Source organism: Vibrio sp. 10N.222.55.C7, from assembly GCF_041473335.1.
Taxonomy (GTDB): Bacteria; Pseudomonadota; Gammaproteobacteria; order Enterobacterales; family Vibrionaceae; genus Vibrio; species Vibrio crassostreae_C.
The window spans coordinates 1-15,368 of the sequence record NZ_JBFRSC010000016.1; the positions used below are offsets into that span (position 1 = coordinate 1).

General features: G+C 44.8%; 14 protein-coding genes. 2 read left to right on the forward strand and 12 right to left on the reverse strand.

The window, feature by feature from the left end; genetic code table 11:
• From AB4482_RS05335 to AB4482_RS05355, 5 genes are all read right to left on the reverse strand, one after another.
• Window positions 1–1,044, reverse strand: a 1,044-nt coding sequence (locus AB4482_RS05335; RefSeq protein WP_372131825.1) for an IS110 family transposase, incomplete at its 3' end; no start/stop codon positions are given.
• Between the two features lie 82 nt (window positions 1,045–1,126).
• The gene (locus AB4482_RS05340; protein WP_005377002.1) at window positions 1,127–1,417 is read right to left on the reverse strand and encodes a type II toxin-antitoxin system RelE/ParE family toxin; all 291 of its coding nucleotides are present in this window, start codon (window positions 1,415–1,417) and stop codon (window positions 1,127–1,129) included.
• Window positions 1,407–1,655, reverse strand: a complete 249-nt coding sequence (locus AB4482_RS05345) for a type II toxin-antitoxin system Phd/YefM family antitoxin (protein WP_004730320.1) — start codon at window positions 1,653–1,655, stop codon at window positions 1,407–1,409. Before AB4482_RS05345 ends, AB4482_RS05340 begins: the two co-directional genes overlap by 11 nt.
• 788 nt (window positions 1,656–2,443) lie before the next feature.
• On the reverse strand, window positions 2,444–2,842 hold the full coding sequence (locus AB4482_RS05350) for a hypothetical protein (protein WP_017064752.1): 399 nt from the start codon (window positions 2,840–2,842) through the stop codon (window positions 2,444–2,446).
• A 96-nt stretch (window positions 2,843–2,938) separates the two neighbouring features.
• Complete coding sequence (locus tag AB4482_RS05355; protein WP_372180631.1) at window positions 2,939–4,510, reverse strand: EAL domain-containing protein; 1,572 nt, start codon at window positions 4,508–4,510, stop codon at window positions 2,939–2,941.
• Window positions 4,511–4,873: 363 nt separating this feature from the next.
• On the opposite strand from AB4482_RS05355, the gene AB4482_RS05360 reads away from it, so the two are divergent.
• Both AB4482_RS05360 and AB4482_RS05365 read left to right on the forward strand, forming a co-directional pair.
• Window positions 4,874–5,284 (forward strand): lysozyme inhibitor LprI family protein, encoded by a 411-nt coding sequence (locus AB4482_RS05360; RefSeq protein ID WP_372180633.1) that lies wholly within the window; start codon window positions 4,874–4,876, stop codon window positions 5,282–5,284.
• A 174-nt stretch (window positions 5,285–5,458) separates the two neighbouring features.
• Window positions 5,459–6,250: a carbon-nitrogen hydrolase family protein gene (locus AB4482_RS05365; protein WP_372133077.1), complete on the forward strand. Its 792-nt coding sequence runs from the start codon at window positions 5,459–5,461 to the stop codon at window positions 6,248–6,250.
• Between the two features lie 102 nt (window positions 6,251–6,352).
• Here the strand turns inward: AB4482_RS05365 and AB4482_RS05370 are convergent, their stop codons facing one another.
• The 7 genes from AB4482_RS05370 to rbsD form a co-directional block, all read right to left on the reverse strand.
• Window positions 6,353–8,812, reverse strand: coding sequence for a CHASE3 domain-containing protein (locus AB4482_RS05370; RefSeq protein ID WP_372133074.1), 2,460 nt, complete (start codon window positions 8,810–8,812; stop codon window positions 6,353–6,355).
• A 234-nt stretch (window positions 8,813–9,046) separates the two neighbouring features.
• A complete protein-coding gene (locus tag AB4482_RS05375) occupies window positions 9,047–10,048 on the reverse strand; it encodes a substrate-binding domain-containing protein (protein WP_372133071.1) in 1,002 nt (333 codons plus the stop codon).
• A 153-nt stretch (window positions 10,049–10,201) separates the two neighbouring features.
• On the reverse strand, window positions 10,202–11,146 hold the full coding sequence (gene rbsK, locus AB4482_RS05380) for a ribokinase (protein ID WP_017064747.1): 945 nt from the start codon (window positions 11,144–11,146) through the stop codon (window positions 10,202–10,204).
• A 205-nt stretch (window positions 11,147–11,351) separates the two neighbouring features.
• Window positions 11,352–12,230, reverse strand: a complete 879-nt coding sequence (rbsB, locus tag AB4482_RS05385; protein WP_372175104.1) for a ribose ABC transporter substrate-binding protein RbsB — start codon at window positions 12,228–12,230, stop codon at window positions 11,352–11,354.
• Window positions 12,231–12,357: 127 nt separating this feature from the next.
• Window positions 12,358–13,344, reverse strand: coding sequence for a ribose ABC transporter permease (rbsC, locus tag AB4482_RS05390; protein ID WP_017060855.1), 987 nt, complete (start codon window positions 13,342–13,344; stop codon window positions 12,358–12,360).
• Window positions 13,341–14,846 carry a ribose ABC transporter ATP-binding protein RbsA gene (gene rbsA / locus AB4482_RS05395; RefSeq protein ID WP_372175105.1) on the reverse strand — a complete coding sequence of 502 codons (1,506 nt, stop codon included), beginning with the start codon at window positions 14,844–14,846 and terminating at the stop codon, window positions 13,341–13,343. Before rbsA ends, rbsC begins: the two co-directional genes overlap by 4 nt.
• 99 nt (window positions 14,847–14,945) lie before the next feature.
• Entirely contained in the window at window positions 14,946–15,365 is a 420-nt protein-coding gene (gene rbsD, locus AB4482_RS05400; RefSeq protein WP_017060853.1) for a D-ribose pyranase, read from the reverse strand.
• Window positions 15,366–15,368 lie beyond the last annotated feature (3 nt).

The window sequence follows — 15,368 nt, forward strand, 5'->3', positions numbered from 1 at the left end:
GCTTAAGGTTCTGTCTATGTAAGCAGCATAGTTTTCATATTCGGTTTGATTGTGTAAAAGCGACCATATAATTCGTGCGTTCTTCGCGGCAAGTGCCACTATCGCTCGGTTCATTCCTCTTCGTTCTAGAACGCCGCGACACCACTGACTTAACTTATCTTGCTTGTCGCCAAGGTTGGCAATCACGGTCCTTGCGCCATGAACTAATAGTGTTCGTAAGTATTTATCACCGTGTTTGGTTATTCGGCCTAAGCGAGGTTTTCCTCCTGTGGAATATTGCTTTGGTACGAGTCCTAGCCAAGCAGAGAAATCACGGCTTTTATCAAATTGAGAACCATTGCCTATCGAAGCAAGTATCGCAGTAGCGGTTTGCGGCCCAATACCTCGAACTTTCATCACTCGTTGAACATTAGCGCTGACCTTAGCAAAAGAGTCGAAGACTTGTTCAGTATCGGCGATACGTTGATTCAACTCTCCAAGGTGGTGATAAGCATCGGCAATCACCGTTCTTGCGAGATGTGGCAGTTCATTTTCTGCATCTTCAAGCATTAAGGGAATCTGTTTCATCAATGAAGAGCGACCAACGGGAATGATCAACCCGAACTCAGAAAGTAGGGCGCGCATGCGATTCATAAGCGCGGTACGTTCACGAACCCAATGCTCTCTCATTCTATGTACCGATAGGATGGCTTGTTGCTCTGGTGATTTTACGGGCACAAAGCGAGTGGATGGTCGCTGAACAGCTTCGCAGATAGCTACTGCATCATTAAGGTCGTTCTTCCCTTTAGTTCGATAAGGAACCACGTATTTAACGGCCATGATGCGGGCGTCATGCCCAAGTTTATTGAGTGTTCTTACCCAATAATGTGCACCACCACACGCTTCAACGCCTATACGCATGAGTGGCATATTTGCTATTGTAGTCAGTAGTTTAGAGCGAGTTACTGACTTATGAAGTATGACCTTACCATTTTGGTCTACGGCATGAAGACTAAAGTGGTTTTTAGCTAGGTCGATACCGCAGAAATAAGAATAATCAGACATGGTGCCTCCGATGCATTTAAGTACCACATAAGTGTGGCAGATCCTCGGTAGGGGGAATCCATGTCATTCGTTGATACCGCAATCAATCATCTAACCTTTTCATAGCTTTACGGTAAACATCGCTACGTTCGCGTTTTCCGACTGCTAAGACGGTTACAATGATGACATCGTCTTCAACTTTGTAGACGAGACGGTAGCCCGATTGGCGCAGCTTAATCTTATACATGTTGTCAGCTCCAGAGAGTTTTGAAGCCGGAACATGCGGGTTATCTAAACGCTCGATTAGCTTTTTCTTAAATTGTTGTTGAAGCGTTGAGCCAAGCTTTTTCCACTCTTTGAGTGCACTCTTTTTAAAGTCGAGTTTATAGGTCATCAATATTTACCGAAATACTCTCTTCAGATTCACGCTCTTTCGCAATAGTTAGTAGTTCAAGATCTTCGAGTCTGTCCATCATCATTTCGTACGCTTCGGCTGGTACGCAATAAAATGCTGGCTCATTTCGGTTCAGTACAGCAACAGGTTCACCGTAAGCACTAGTTGCAACTTTCATAGGGTTAGCTTTCAACTCAGTAATGCTTGCAGCAACATCGGCTAAAATTCTAGTGGTCATTTAATAGGTCTCTTAAGTGGTCTTTATTTTGGTCATTTTAGCCTCAATCAAGCGGTATAACAAGTTGCTTAAGAGTGATTCGCAACACGTGGCATTTTTACTATGCGTTGGTTTATGTGTTTAAGGTATTATGCGGAGGCTAAGGTATTGGTTTGCTCACACCTTAGCAAGGCGTAAAGTGTCGATATCTTGGGATAATAGTTCTAGATATCTAATTCAGAATAGCTGCGTAAACCTTAATTTAGAGGCTCTTGAACCATGGTATTACTTATAGTTTGGTTGGCTATTTGGGTTTCTTCAGCCAAACCACTTGCTTCTGTCGCCCGACGAACATACCGCATTAGAGTACAAAGTAGCTCGAATGGTTGGAAAAGTATTTTGTTTTCTATATTGGCTCACCTTACCTTTGTTCAACTATTTAGCTTTCCTGTAGATAGTTGGTTTTACTGGGTACTTCCAGTACTAAATGTTTTGTTTGTTATGCACATGCTCTTGCTCTTGGATTTGGTTCTAGATCGTTATAGTGTGGTTGATACTTCACGTTTTACCCATCGTTCAATTGCACCTTTTTTGGTGTCATGTAGTGCATTTATTGCAATGCTTTTCTACTCAGCTTATCTCAATGATGCAATACTGAGGGGAGTATGTATTGCTGCTCTCTCAATAGGTTTGACAGGGTTTCTAGTAACTTATAGAAATGTAAAATAGGGTCATACAGCTAACAGAGTATTTTAGGTTGATAAGAATCAACCCAACCAAACAGGGCGCCAATAACGGCGCCCTTTGTGTTAGTTGGACACGCTGTAAGTGTCGTAATTGCGAAGTAAGAAGATTGCGATACAGGCTGCGAGCATTGGCCAAGAGGCGAAGAACAGTAGGTTGTTGAACGGGTCCATGTATTTTCCAAAAGAGGAAAAGGTTGAGCCTGCATGAAGGACTAAAATGGCTCCGTAGGTGTACTTTTTCCACATGCCTACAACGAATGCGCCTAAAAATCCGAGCTGCGCGACACCCAGAGCCATCATCGCATTGTTCGAGATGTCGATGCCGTAAAAGCCAGACAGTACTTTTGTCGCGTGCTCAGGGACAAGGATCTTATCCAAGCCCCAGAATAAGAAGACGATAAAAATGCCGATTCTCAGCAGTAGTAGGCTAGTCGCCAGTTTGGTTTGAAGTGTCTTTTCCATGATATCCCTTGTGATGCATTCAATGATGCGATGATTTAAATGTTCATCAAAGGAGACCCATAGCCTTCGCGTTTTCTTTCGCAGTTTTTCAGTGGCTTATGTAACAGGAAATGTCTGGTTGGTTTGTTCCTCAACGTTATCGGACTCAAAATGCTGCTGCCTGAGTAAGCTGACAGTCAGGTTTATCGGCATCGGTTTATAAAAATAGAAGCCTTGGATATAGTCGACGCCCAGTTTAGACAAGATGTTCACTTGGGATTCGTACTCAACCCCTTCGACGATCACTTGCATACCTAAGGTGCGGGACAACTGAAGCATGGACTCCAGCAAAGGGATACCAAGGCTTGATTCGTCTGATATGTTTTTCACAAACACGCGATCGATTTTGAGAATGCTGAACGGGAATTGTCTCACAAAGTCTAAGCCCGCATAGCCCGTACCAAAATCATCAATCGCAACTCTTACGCCCATATTCGATAGTTTGGTTAGGTTGCCTCTGATTTTGACCATGTCGGCATCAGAACATTCACCATCTTCGGTTACTTCAAAAACCACCTGTTTGAGAATCTCAGGGTGTCTTTTAAAGATGCTGATCACCTTGTTAGAAAAGTTACTGTTGGACACAACGTTGCGGCTGATGTTGACGCTGATGTATTTTGATTCGAACACGTCTTGATTGCTTTTCAACGTCACTAATACTTTGCGTAGCACGAAGTAGGTGAGCTCCTCAATCAACCCTAAGCTTTCAGCAAGCGGAATGAAAATAGCAGGGGATACATTGCCTTCAATAGGATCATTCCACCTGAGCAGCGACTCGCAGCCTACAATTTCAGTTGTGTTTTGGTTGACGATAGGCTGCATGTGAACATGTAAGTGTTTGTTTTTGAGTGCACTTGAAAGCGAATATTCTAAGCTGCGTTGGCTCTGCTTTTTATGCTTGATGGAAAGGAGAATAATGGTGGTGATTCCGGCCATCAAAAAGCCAAACCATAAATAACTCAACATGAAGTGAAGATAAAACTGATACCCAATGTATGAGGTGATGGTCAATGGGTAGGTGTTTGATTGTATCCGCACCTTGGCGATTGATGAGTCAATATCGGTAGGGTGGATATCTCTTTTGATCACTTCAACTTTGGCCTGTATTCCATGGCTGCTGAGGTTTGTTTCAACAAGGTCATAGATGAAGTGTGGCGGAATCATCAGGCTCACTCCGGCATCTTCTTTGTTCGAGAAAATGAGCATGATGGACTGAACTTGCGTGATGGCCGAGTTGGAATACGACAGGGTTGTTAAATTCGGGGCGTCATTGAGTCGCTGCCTGATGGTGCTGTACAGGCGAAATGAGACTTCGCCATCGGTAGTCGAGCAGTAAAAACGATCGTCTTTATTGAATACCGCCGCTTCTTTTACCCAATCGGCATCAAAAACGTTTTGGCGAAGTTGCCTAACCATCGAGTCGCAAGTGTGGTCCGGTGTGATGCTTGATAGAAAAAGGTCAAACCTTGATTGAATGCTCTCAAGCCTTGTTTCGACAAGCCTCGATGTGTCTTCCGTTAAATTCTGGTAGTGAGACGGTGTAAAAGGAATGAGCATTGCCATGGAAAAAAAGAAAGAGATGGCAAAGTAAAATGAAGTCTTGGCAATGTTTTGGTACTTGATATCCATAGTTGGAGAAGCGTTACCGATTTATGTGAGCATTCGATTTAATTTATAAAGTTAGCGTTTAGGTAGCAATATAAATAATTAATAGTGTGAATGCAGGCACGAATTATTGATATAAATAATATGTTTTCTAGTTTTACCAGCAAAATCTGAGCGTTATCTCATTTATTTGAGTTGGCGAGGCGTCATTTTTGATGATTTATGCGGATAACAAATGCTTATATCCTGATAAATTTTATTGTTATTTGCTCTGGCTGAATGAGCTGAATGAGCTGAATGAGCTGAATGAGCTGAATATTGAGCCACGTTTAAATAAATAAAGTCACGACACGATTCGTTTTGGTGGTGGCAGCATAAAGGATGATTATGACAAAACTGATATCGGCACTCATAGCGGTGTGCTTCTCATTCTCTGCGTTGGCCTACGAAGGTGTTGTTGATTGCGAGAATGCGATGAATACCATCGAGATCAATCACTGTGCGGCAATTGAGTTGGAATCTGCACAAGCGGAACTGGATAAATACCTTGCGGTCAGCTTTGAGCACAATGCTTACGATGCTGAGCTGGTGGCGTCAATTAAGAAGGCTCAGGAGAGCTGGCAGGCGTACATGACAGCACATTGTGATTCTGTGTACACCCAATGGCGTGAAGGTTCTATTCGAGGGGTTATGGCGCTTTCCTGCAAGATGACGTTAACCAAGCAGCGCACGCATGAGGTGTGGGTGAATTTCTTAACCTATATGGACAGCACGCCTCCCGTTTTACCAGAGCCTTAATTAGCGCCGTAGGCAGGTTTAAAATACGTACAGGACTGTGCACCTGCTTCAACCTTTGGCGGGCGAATAAGAAAGCGATAGGGGATTGCCTTACTCTTTCGTTCTTAGTTCTTAGTTCTTAGTCTCTAGCTTGAAGCATTACAGCTTGAAGTTTTACCTAGCAAGGATTCGATTTTGAATAATGTCAGTATCACGCTTATTCAGCTTGAAGTTGAATACAAAAACAAACAAAAGAATATAGATTCGGTCTCTGATCTTTTGCAAGCGGAGCCGTCAGTTGGCGATATTACTTTACTGCCTGAACTGTTCACGACTGGGTATATTTTTAATGAGGCTGAAGAAATTCATGAATTGGCTGAAGACTTCGCCGACAGCAGTACTATTGATTCATTAACGCAGCTTGCAGCGAAGCATCACACCTTGATTGTTGCTGGTATTGCCGAGAAAGATAGCGGCCAATATTACAACAGCGTCGTGGTTGTGGATGCTTCCGGTTTACGACACAAATATAGAAAAATCAGTCAAACCAAATTCGATAAGCAGTATTTCTCGAGAGGGGAGGAACGCCTCTCGTTTGAGCACAAAGGCTTAAAGTTTGGTGTCGCGATTTGCTTTGATATTTGGTTCCCGGAGATCATGAGAGGGTATCAGTCGGTCGACGTTATTCTTCACCCTGCCAACTTCGGTGGGCATCATAGTTTTGCCATTGCTCAAGCGAGAGCCTTGGAGGAAGGGTGTCACATGGTTACTTGTAATCGCCTCGGGCAAGATGTGGTTAATGCGTTTACCGCGACTTATTGTGGTGGAAGCCGAGCCTACTCACCCAAAGGGGAGTTAGTGACTAAACTTAACGACAAGCAATCGGTAGAAACCGTGAGTATTCAAGATCTCTCGATTGCGCCGCAATACAATGGCGTTGATGTTGAAGATGAGATGCAGCAAATCACCGATCTGTTAAACCGCTAAACCGATAGACCGTTAAATCGCTAGAACAGAGACTAGCGCGGTATAAGATCGAAAAACGCAAGGTGATTAAGCCTTGCGTTTTAGCTTGGGAGCGAAGCGTTCTTAAGCTTGATCGTTCATTTGATTCAGATGCTCGACTGAATGGGCGTTTTTCATCCGCTGAGCTTGATGGATATTGACCATAAGGCGATTGAGCAGCTTTTGCAGTCGTTCAATATCCGGCAATTGTTGATTTTTGGCTTCGACTTCTAGTTCCAATGCCTGCTTAGAAAGCATGTTAAGGCCTAAGTTTAGTGACATGCCTTTAATGGAGTGCAGGGTGCGACAAAGTGGCTCCAACTCCTTCGCTAAATAGTATTCGATGACACGGTCAACCGACTGTTCGAACTCAATAATGGTTGAGTCGATGAGTAAGCTGAACCCTTCCGTGTCGTCTTTCAGTATGTGTATCACTTCTGAGTGGCTGATCTCTTCTTCCGTTAACCTCAGCGTTTCAATAGGCTTACGATGAAGCTCGACAATATTTTCATTCTCACTCGAACCTTCGGCTGCGGTTTGTTTCGGTAATCGACTTGAGAACTGTTGTAGGGCGTCGAAGAAACTCTCTTGCTGCAGAGGCTTGGTCAGAATATGGTCGACACCGGCTTGAATGAAGTTGTCATGCGCCTCACGGAATACATCGGCCGTATAAGCGAATATCAAGGTATCGAGTTTCAGCTTTTCGCGGATGTAATTTGTTGTCTCGACCCCGTTCATTTCAGGCATATGATTGTCCATCAAGATAAGGTCATATTGAGTGGTTTTGAGGCGTTCAATTGCTAGTTTTCCGTTCTCTGCATGATCGACATGATGGCCGAGCTTTTCACAAAAGCCCTGTGCAACAATGGCATTAATACGGTTATCTTCCACCAACAGGATACTTAACGAGTCATAACTGAGAGTTTCTGCATCGACTGTATGGGTTGCGATGTCTTTCGCTTTGCTTTCTTGCCATGTGATAGGCAGAGAGACTTGGAATTTTGTGCCAAGCCCAACAGCACTGGTTAATGTGATTTCTCCATTCATGAGGTTGACTAGGTTCTTGACGATTGCGAGGCCAAGCCCTGTTCCGCCAAACTTCCTTGTTGTGGAAGTGTCTGCTTGTTCGAACGAATTGAATACCTGTTCGTGCTTATCTTTCGGGATACCAACTCCGGTGTCTGTCACGGTCAGAATCAGTTGATTGTTGGGGCGATTGAGGTCAGCTTGAATGGACACATGACCCTCTTTGGTGAATTTGGTCGCATTGCCGCCCAAGTTGAACATGATTTGACGTAGCCTTGCACAGTCTCCGACGAGTTGGATGTTTTTCGGTATGTTATTTTCGATCAACAGGCGAATGCCTTTTTCATCGGCTAAGGGTTTTAGAGCGCTGCATACAGGCTGCATGACTTGAACAAAATTAAAGGGTGCCACATCTAGCTCAAGCTTGTTTTCTTCGACTTTTGAGAAGTCGAGAACGTCGTTGAGTATTGTCATCAAGTGGTGACCAGAATCGAGAATGATGTTGATGTTCTCTTTTGTTTCGGGTTCTTGGGTCTGGCTTGCAATGATTTGAGATATTCCAAGAACGCCGTTCATTGGCGTTCTGATCTCGTGGCTCATGGTAGACAGAAAATCGCCCTTAGCTTTTACTGCGGCTTCAGCTTTGGTTCGTTCGGCGATTAGCTCCCGAGTTTTCGCTCTCATTTCACTGTCATTACTGATCAAATTGTCTGTCATTTTTTGAAAGCTTTGTTTGAGATGAGCGATTTCGTCTTGGGTGTTTATATTCGAACTCAATTCCAGAGTTGCAGCACCTTGATCCAAATGGCCAGCGGCAACTTGGTTAGTGGCCTCAAGTAGGGTGTGTAATCTTCGATTAATACGCTTTGACGCCCACGCAGCAACAAGGAGTGATATGAACACGGAAAACAGTGTTCCGAGGATTAATATGTAGCTGGTTTGATTGGCTGAGTTCTCCGATTTTTCGACCCTGGTAATAATAAGTTGTTGTTCAATTTCAATGAATTGAGCAATCTCTTGGCGAATCTCATCAATCAATTTTTTTCCGGTTTGCTGCTGAGTGAGGTCGATGACACTTTGTATTTCAGCTTCGCCTTTATTGACAAGGCTGCGTTGATTGATCTCTTTCTCTCCAGACTGTTTCAGCCATGTTTTATGAATATCATCGATTCTATATAGGCGTTCTACTTGAGGTGGGTTATCACTCACTTGATTCGCAAGGGTTTGGAGTTTTTGAGGCCATACATCAAGAGCTAAATGGTAGGGTTCTAAAAAAACAGGATCACCCGTGATCAAGTAACCACGTTCAGCCGTTTCTATGTCGACTGTTAAGCTGAGAAGTTCTTGAGCCCGAGCGATGGCTTTATGTGTGTGTACAACCCAATTATTGTCTTTTACAACCGTTCGGGTGTTTTCATGGACAGAAAAAGCCACGATAAGCATCAAAGCGATAGGAATCAAAAAGCTGACTAATAGCTTTTTCTGTAGGGATATATTGTCAAACCAACCCGCGATCATAAAACAGCGCTCTCCATGTCGTTGTTATTCACTGTTAGTGTAGATGATCATTAGTCGTTAAGTGCGCAAATAGTTGCTGAGTGCGTAAATACATACTTTAGCGTGTAAGTTTCGCATATTAACGGCATTTTAGGGGCGATTAAGCGGCGTTATTATGTTTCAAAGACAAAAAAGCTAGCTCAATAAGCTAGCTCAATAAGCTAGCTTTCAACGGTGTGATGAGTGTGGCGAGTATTAAAGCGCTTTTACGCTGCTTCGTTCAACAAGAGTAGGTTCAAGTTCAACGACTTGCGGATAAGCATCTGGAGTTTGTAATCTACTCAAAAGCGTATCCACTGCGGTTTTACCTAAACGATGTTTTGGCTGGTGGACAGTGCTTAACGCGGGTGTCATGTACTTCGACAGGTGGATGTCATCGTAGCCAATGATAGACAGATCATTCGGAATCGATGTGCCATCTTGCGCCGCAGCGTGAATCACGCCCATCGCCATCATATCGTTACTGACGAACAAGGCAGACGGCATTTGACCACGAGTTTTCAATGTCTGATAAGAGTCAAAACCACCGTCACATTCAAAGTTGGATTCAACAATCCACTTAGGGTTGATCTCTAAATTGGCTTCTTCCATTGCTTGCTTGAAGCCTTGATAACGAGACGAAGCTTGATTACGGTGCAGTGGGCCAGTGATACAACCAATTTGAGAATGACCGTTATCTATCAAGTGCTTAGTTGCCATGTAGCCACCTTGGTGCGAGTTGTCTTGGATCTTATCGCTCGCAAACAACATAGGGCCCCAATCCATGACTACAACAGGCAGTTCTGGGTAGCGCTCGAATACATCGATATGTTCGCCTTCAAGGGTAGAACACATTAGCATCAGGCCATCGACTCGCTTTTGCAGCAAGGTATCGATAGAGGATTTCATGCGTTCGCTATCGCCTTCGGTGTTACACAAGATAAGGTTGTAGCCTTTTTCGTAGCAACGACGTTCCACACCTTTTACCACTTCGCCAAAGAATGGGTTGGTGGATGTGGTCACTAGCATTCCCAAGGTTTTGGTTTGCTTCATTTTCAAGCTGCGAGCTAATGCAGACGGCGCATAGTTGAGTTCTTTAGCCGCACTGTTAACACGCTCAGCAATCTCTTCACTGACAAAACGTGACTTGTTGATCACGTGGCTCACGGTAGACGTTGAAACCTTTGCAACCCGAGCGATGTCTTTCATTGTTGCCATATAAAATCCTTGTGGGAATCACTTTTCCACGTTGGGCGATATTCTGCCTGAAAACAGGGGCTTATGCTTGATATTTGTTGTTGCCGAATTTGAAGGCTTACATCCGTTAACTACGGTTTAGCTCAGGAGTTAACCCTTCAAATAGGTATCAAGCTAAGCCGACAGTTGTTCTGCCAAAAACGCATCGGTTTCAGCACGGCTTGGAATCGACGTTTGAGCGCCAAAGCGAGTCACTGAAATGGCAGCGGCAGCGTGAGCAAACTTAATCGCGCGTTCTAATGGCATGTCTTCAAGCAAGCCTGTGACTAATGCGCCATTGAAAGTATCACCAGCAGCGGTTGTGTCCGTAGCTTCAACGCGGAAGCCTGCGATTAATTCACCTTCGCTAGCTTCATTACCTTGACCACGATGACTCACCCAAACGCCTTTCGCGCCTAGCGTGATCATTACCGTTTCGATGCCTTTAGCATGCAGAGCCAACGCAGCCTGATGAGCAGACGCGTTGTCCGTCACGGTAATGCCTGTCAGCACTTCTGCTTCAGTTTCGTTCGGTGTAATCACGTCAACACAAGCAAGCAGTGAATCCGATAATGGACGAGCAGGAGCCGGGTTTAGAATGACTTGCGTGCCACTCTCTTTTGCTACTTTCGCAGCGTATTCAATGCCTTCAATTGGCGTTTCAAGCTGAGTCAGCAAGTATTTAGCGCCGCGAATCTTCTCTAGATGTGGTTCGATTTGGTCGCAAGTCAGCTTGTCATTAGCTTCTGCAGAAAGACAGATGCTGTTTTCACCCGTTGCGGATACTTGGATCATCGCGATGCCAGTTGGCGTGTTGTCTGCCACGATAACACCGTCGATGTTGATGCCGTCTTTAGCGAAGTCTTGACGAATGTTGATGCCGAATGGGTCGTCACCGACACAGGCGATGAAGCCGATATCTGCGTTTAATCGCGCAGCAGCGACTGCTTGGTTTGCGCCTTTACCGCCAGGGATGACCTGATAGTTACCGCCAATCAAGGTTTCACCCGGACGAGGGAACGAAGGAACTTGCAGTACGTGGTCAGCGTTAACGCTACCTAAAACAATCAGTTGAGTCATGATACGAGCCTTATGATATATCGTATTTGAAAATGCATGGGTCTTTCTCATGGTGTTGATTACTCGCCTTGTTAGCGGCTTATGAGAAACAGCGATGCACTGTCGGGTTTAGTTTTTATGTTAAGTCAGTGATCTAATGGGCTGATGAGTTAAGCAAAGCAGGGGATAGGGGACCCCTGCTTTATATCGCGTTACCTAGTAACTATTACTTAGCGATGATTTTTAGAGGTACTGGTACGTACTCGTCTACTGTTTCGCCTTTCAGTACTTTGTCTGCCATTTCGATACCTAGAGAACCGATTAGATCAGGCTGTTGTGCAACCGTTGCGCCAAGTAGGCCACGGTTAACAGCAGCGATGCCGTCTTCAGTGCCATCAAAGCCAACGATCATTACGTCTTTACCTGACGCTTGAACTGCGCGAAGTGCACCTAGTGCCATTTCATCGTTTTGAGCAAATACTGCTTGTACATCTGGGTTAGCAGCAAGCAAGTTTTCCATTACGTTCAGACCTTTAGTACGGTCGAAATCAGCAGGTTGGCTTGCAAGAAGCTCAAGGTCGCTGCCGTTTACTGCATTCATGAAGCCTTCACCACGTTCACGAGCTGCAGAAGTACCAGCAATACCTTCAAGTTGGATTACTTTCGCTTTTTCGCCCACTTTTTCCATGATGAAGTGACCTGCCATTTCACCACCGATTACGTTATCAGAAGCGATGTGGCTTACTACGTCACCACGGCTTGCACCACGGTCTAGTGTTAGTACTGGGATGTTTGAACGGTTAGCCATGCGAATTGCGTTAGACACGGCGTCTGAATCTGTTGGGTTGATCAGGATTGCCTTAACACCACGAATGGTTAGATCTTCAATGTTCGACAGCTCTTTGCTTGGGTCGTTTTGAGAATCCAGAACGATAAGCTTGTAGCCTAGCTCTTCAGCTTTCGCTTCTGCGCCATCTTTCATGGTTACAAAGAATGGGTTGTTCAATGTAGACAGAACGATTGCCATTGTATCTTGCACCTGTGCAGACACAGATACTGTTGTAGAAAGAAGAGCAGCAGAAATAAGAGTCGCTAATTTTTTCATGGTGTAAGTCCTTTGTGTAGGGGGAGCTAAGAGGTGAGTCCTAGCTCGTTGTTACATTATTTATAGATTCTAATATTTTAAGGTAAAACAGGGTGTTACTTGTATTAACCTAGAGTGTGAATAGGTTTTATTTGTTTTTGTTGTCGACCAATACTGCCAGAAGAATAACCACTGCTTTTGCAATCATCTGGTAGTAAGAAGATACGTCTAGTAGGTTTAGGGCGTTGTTTAGGAAGCCGATAATCAGAGCACCAATCAATGTGCCCATGATACGGCCACGACCGCCAGCTAAGCTTGTCCCGCCAAGAACTACGGCTGCGATAGCGTCTAGCTCATAACCCATACCTGCGGTTGGTTGAGCAGATGACAAACGCGATGCCACGATGATGCCTGCCACTGCAGCTAGCAGACCACAGATTGCGTAAACACCGATTTTTACTTTGTCTACGTCGATGCCTGATAGGCGAGTTGCTGATTCGTTGCCACCCAGTGCGTAAACGTAGCGACCAAAGCGTGTGTGGTTAAGTAGGTACCATACTGCTGCGAATACCACGACCATGATCCATACTGGAACCGGTACACCCATTGCGTAGCCAGTACCGAACCAAGCGAATGCGTCTGCTGTGTCTGTGAAGCCTGTTGAAATAGGACGACCATCTGTGTAAACCATGGTTACGCCGCGAAGTAGTGTCATGGTGACAAGCGTTGCGATGAAGGCTTGAACCTTACCCTTAGCGATAATCACACCACTAATCGCACCTAATGCTGCACCTGCTACAAGAGCGGTTGGTACTGCGATCATCACAGGGATTTCCATGCCAATCATGCTGGCTGCGAACGCACCACAAAGCGCCAGTACAGAACCAACACTCAAGTCGATACCCGCGGTTAAGATAACCAGCGTCATACCTACAGCGATAATTGCGTTAACCGAGGTTTGGCGCAGAATGTTTAGGATGTTGTCGACAGTAAAGAAGTTCGGGTTTAAGAAAGAAACGACAACAATCAGGAAGAGCAAAGCAATCAATGACTTTTGATCAATCAGCCACTCTTTGCTGATTAACGGTTTTTTCTTTGGAGCTTCAGTTGTTTTGCTCATGGTTTTAGTACTCATGCTGCGTCCTCGTTGATCTTTTTACCGACCGCACACGCCAGTAATAATTCTTGGTTTGCTTCTTTAGCATCAAATTCACCGCTTACACGGCCTTCATGCATCACCATGATGCGGTCACTCATTCCTAACACTTCTGGCATTTCAGATGAGACTAAAATGATGCTCATGCCGTCGGCTTTAAATTTATTAATGAGTTGGTAAATCTCTTTCTTAGCACCGACATCGACACCGCGCGTTGGCTCGTCGAGAATCAGTACTTTTGGTTTGGTCATCAAGCCCTTAGCGATAGCCACTTTCTGTTGGTTACCACCAGAAAGGTTGCCAATAATCTGTTCGCGCGTCGGGGTTTTGATGTTGAATAGCTTGATGAAGTCATCTACTGCAATCACTTCGTCTTTATGTTGGATTTGACCGCTCTTTGTTAGTAGGTCAAGTGAACATAACGACATGTTTTCTTTAACAGAAAGCCCTAGAACTAAGCCATCGCCTTTACGGTCTTCAGAAATGTAAGCAATGCCATTGGCCAAGCCGTCTTTCGGGCTTACAGGGTTGATGGTTTTATTTTCTAGGTTGATGACGCCGCGTTCACTTGGAAGGGCACCGTAAATCACTTTCATCAGTTCAGTTCGGCCTGCACCCATAAGGCCAGATACACCCAGGATTTCGCCGCGCTTTAGAGTAAAGCTCACGTCATGAACACCAGAACCCGTCAGGCCAATCACTTCAAGACAGGTTTCACCGTGGCTCTGCCCGATACGTGGGTATTGTTCGTCTAGCTTACGGCCAACCATCATTTCGATTAAGCCATCTTCGTCGGTGTCTTTAACTTCACACTGACCAATAAACTTACCGTCACGAAGTACCGTGATGTCGTCACAAATCTCAAAGATCTCTTTCAAGCGGTGAGAGATGTAAACAATGCCGCAGCCTTCAGAACGTAGCTCGTTAATTACCTTAAATAGCGACTCGGTTTCGGTATCGGTAAGCGCATCAGTTGGTTCATCCATGATGATGACCTTAGATTCAAACGATAGGGCTTTTGCGATCTCTACCATTTGTTGCTCACCAAGGCTCAACTGGCCTAAAGGTGTTTTCGAGCTGTGTTTCACGTTAAGGCGTTTAAGTAGCTTGTCGGCTTCTTGGTACATCTCGTTCCACAAGATACGACCCATGGTGCCCGTGATTTCACGACCTAAGAAGATGTTCTCGGCGATGGTCAACTCAGGAATTAGATTCAGTTCTTGGTGAATGATGCTAATGCCTGCTTGTTGAGAATCACGTGGCCCTTTAAATGCAGCAGGTTTTCCTTGGTAGGCGATAGTGCCGCCGTCCAAGTGATAGATACCCGTAAGCACTTTCATGAGCGTTGATTTACCCGCACCGTTTTCACCCATTAACGCCATTACGCGTCCTGGATAAACGTTGAGGCTTGCCTTATCCAGTGCTTTAACACCAGGGAAGGCTTTCTCAATTGAGCTAAGTTCTAAAATGGCTTGAGTCATGTCGGTTCCTTTACTCGGGGCCAGTTGTATTTGATTGTTCTGTCTATGTATTCTTTTGGTTCAGTGATGACACTGAGCTGTCGTTGCGTTTTGCTTGAGCTAAAAGGTTACGCCAGCTTGGAAAATAACATTTGCGTAGGGTGTGCATTCACCGGTGCGAATCACTGCACGGCTTTCATGCGTTCGCTGTTTGAATTCTTCATGAGTGATGTAAGTAATAGAAAGCGATTTGCCACAACGTGCTTCTTCTGTCTTGATCAAATCAATCAGCGCTGCGTGGTGCTCTGGGCTTACTTTCGCAAACTCTTCTGCAATCACAACGCCTTCGATTTGAGATTCATCCAGCATGGTTTTTACCGTTTGCTGAAAGCTAGGGACACCGTGAGTTAAAGCAAGATCAATACGAGTTACGTGGTCTGGAATTGGCAGGCCCGCGTCACAAATCGTGATTTCATCTGTGTGGCCAAGAGTCGCCACTAGGTAAGAGAGTTCAGAGTTTATTAGAGTACTTTTTTTCATATC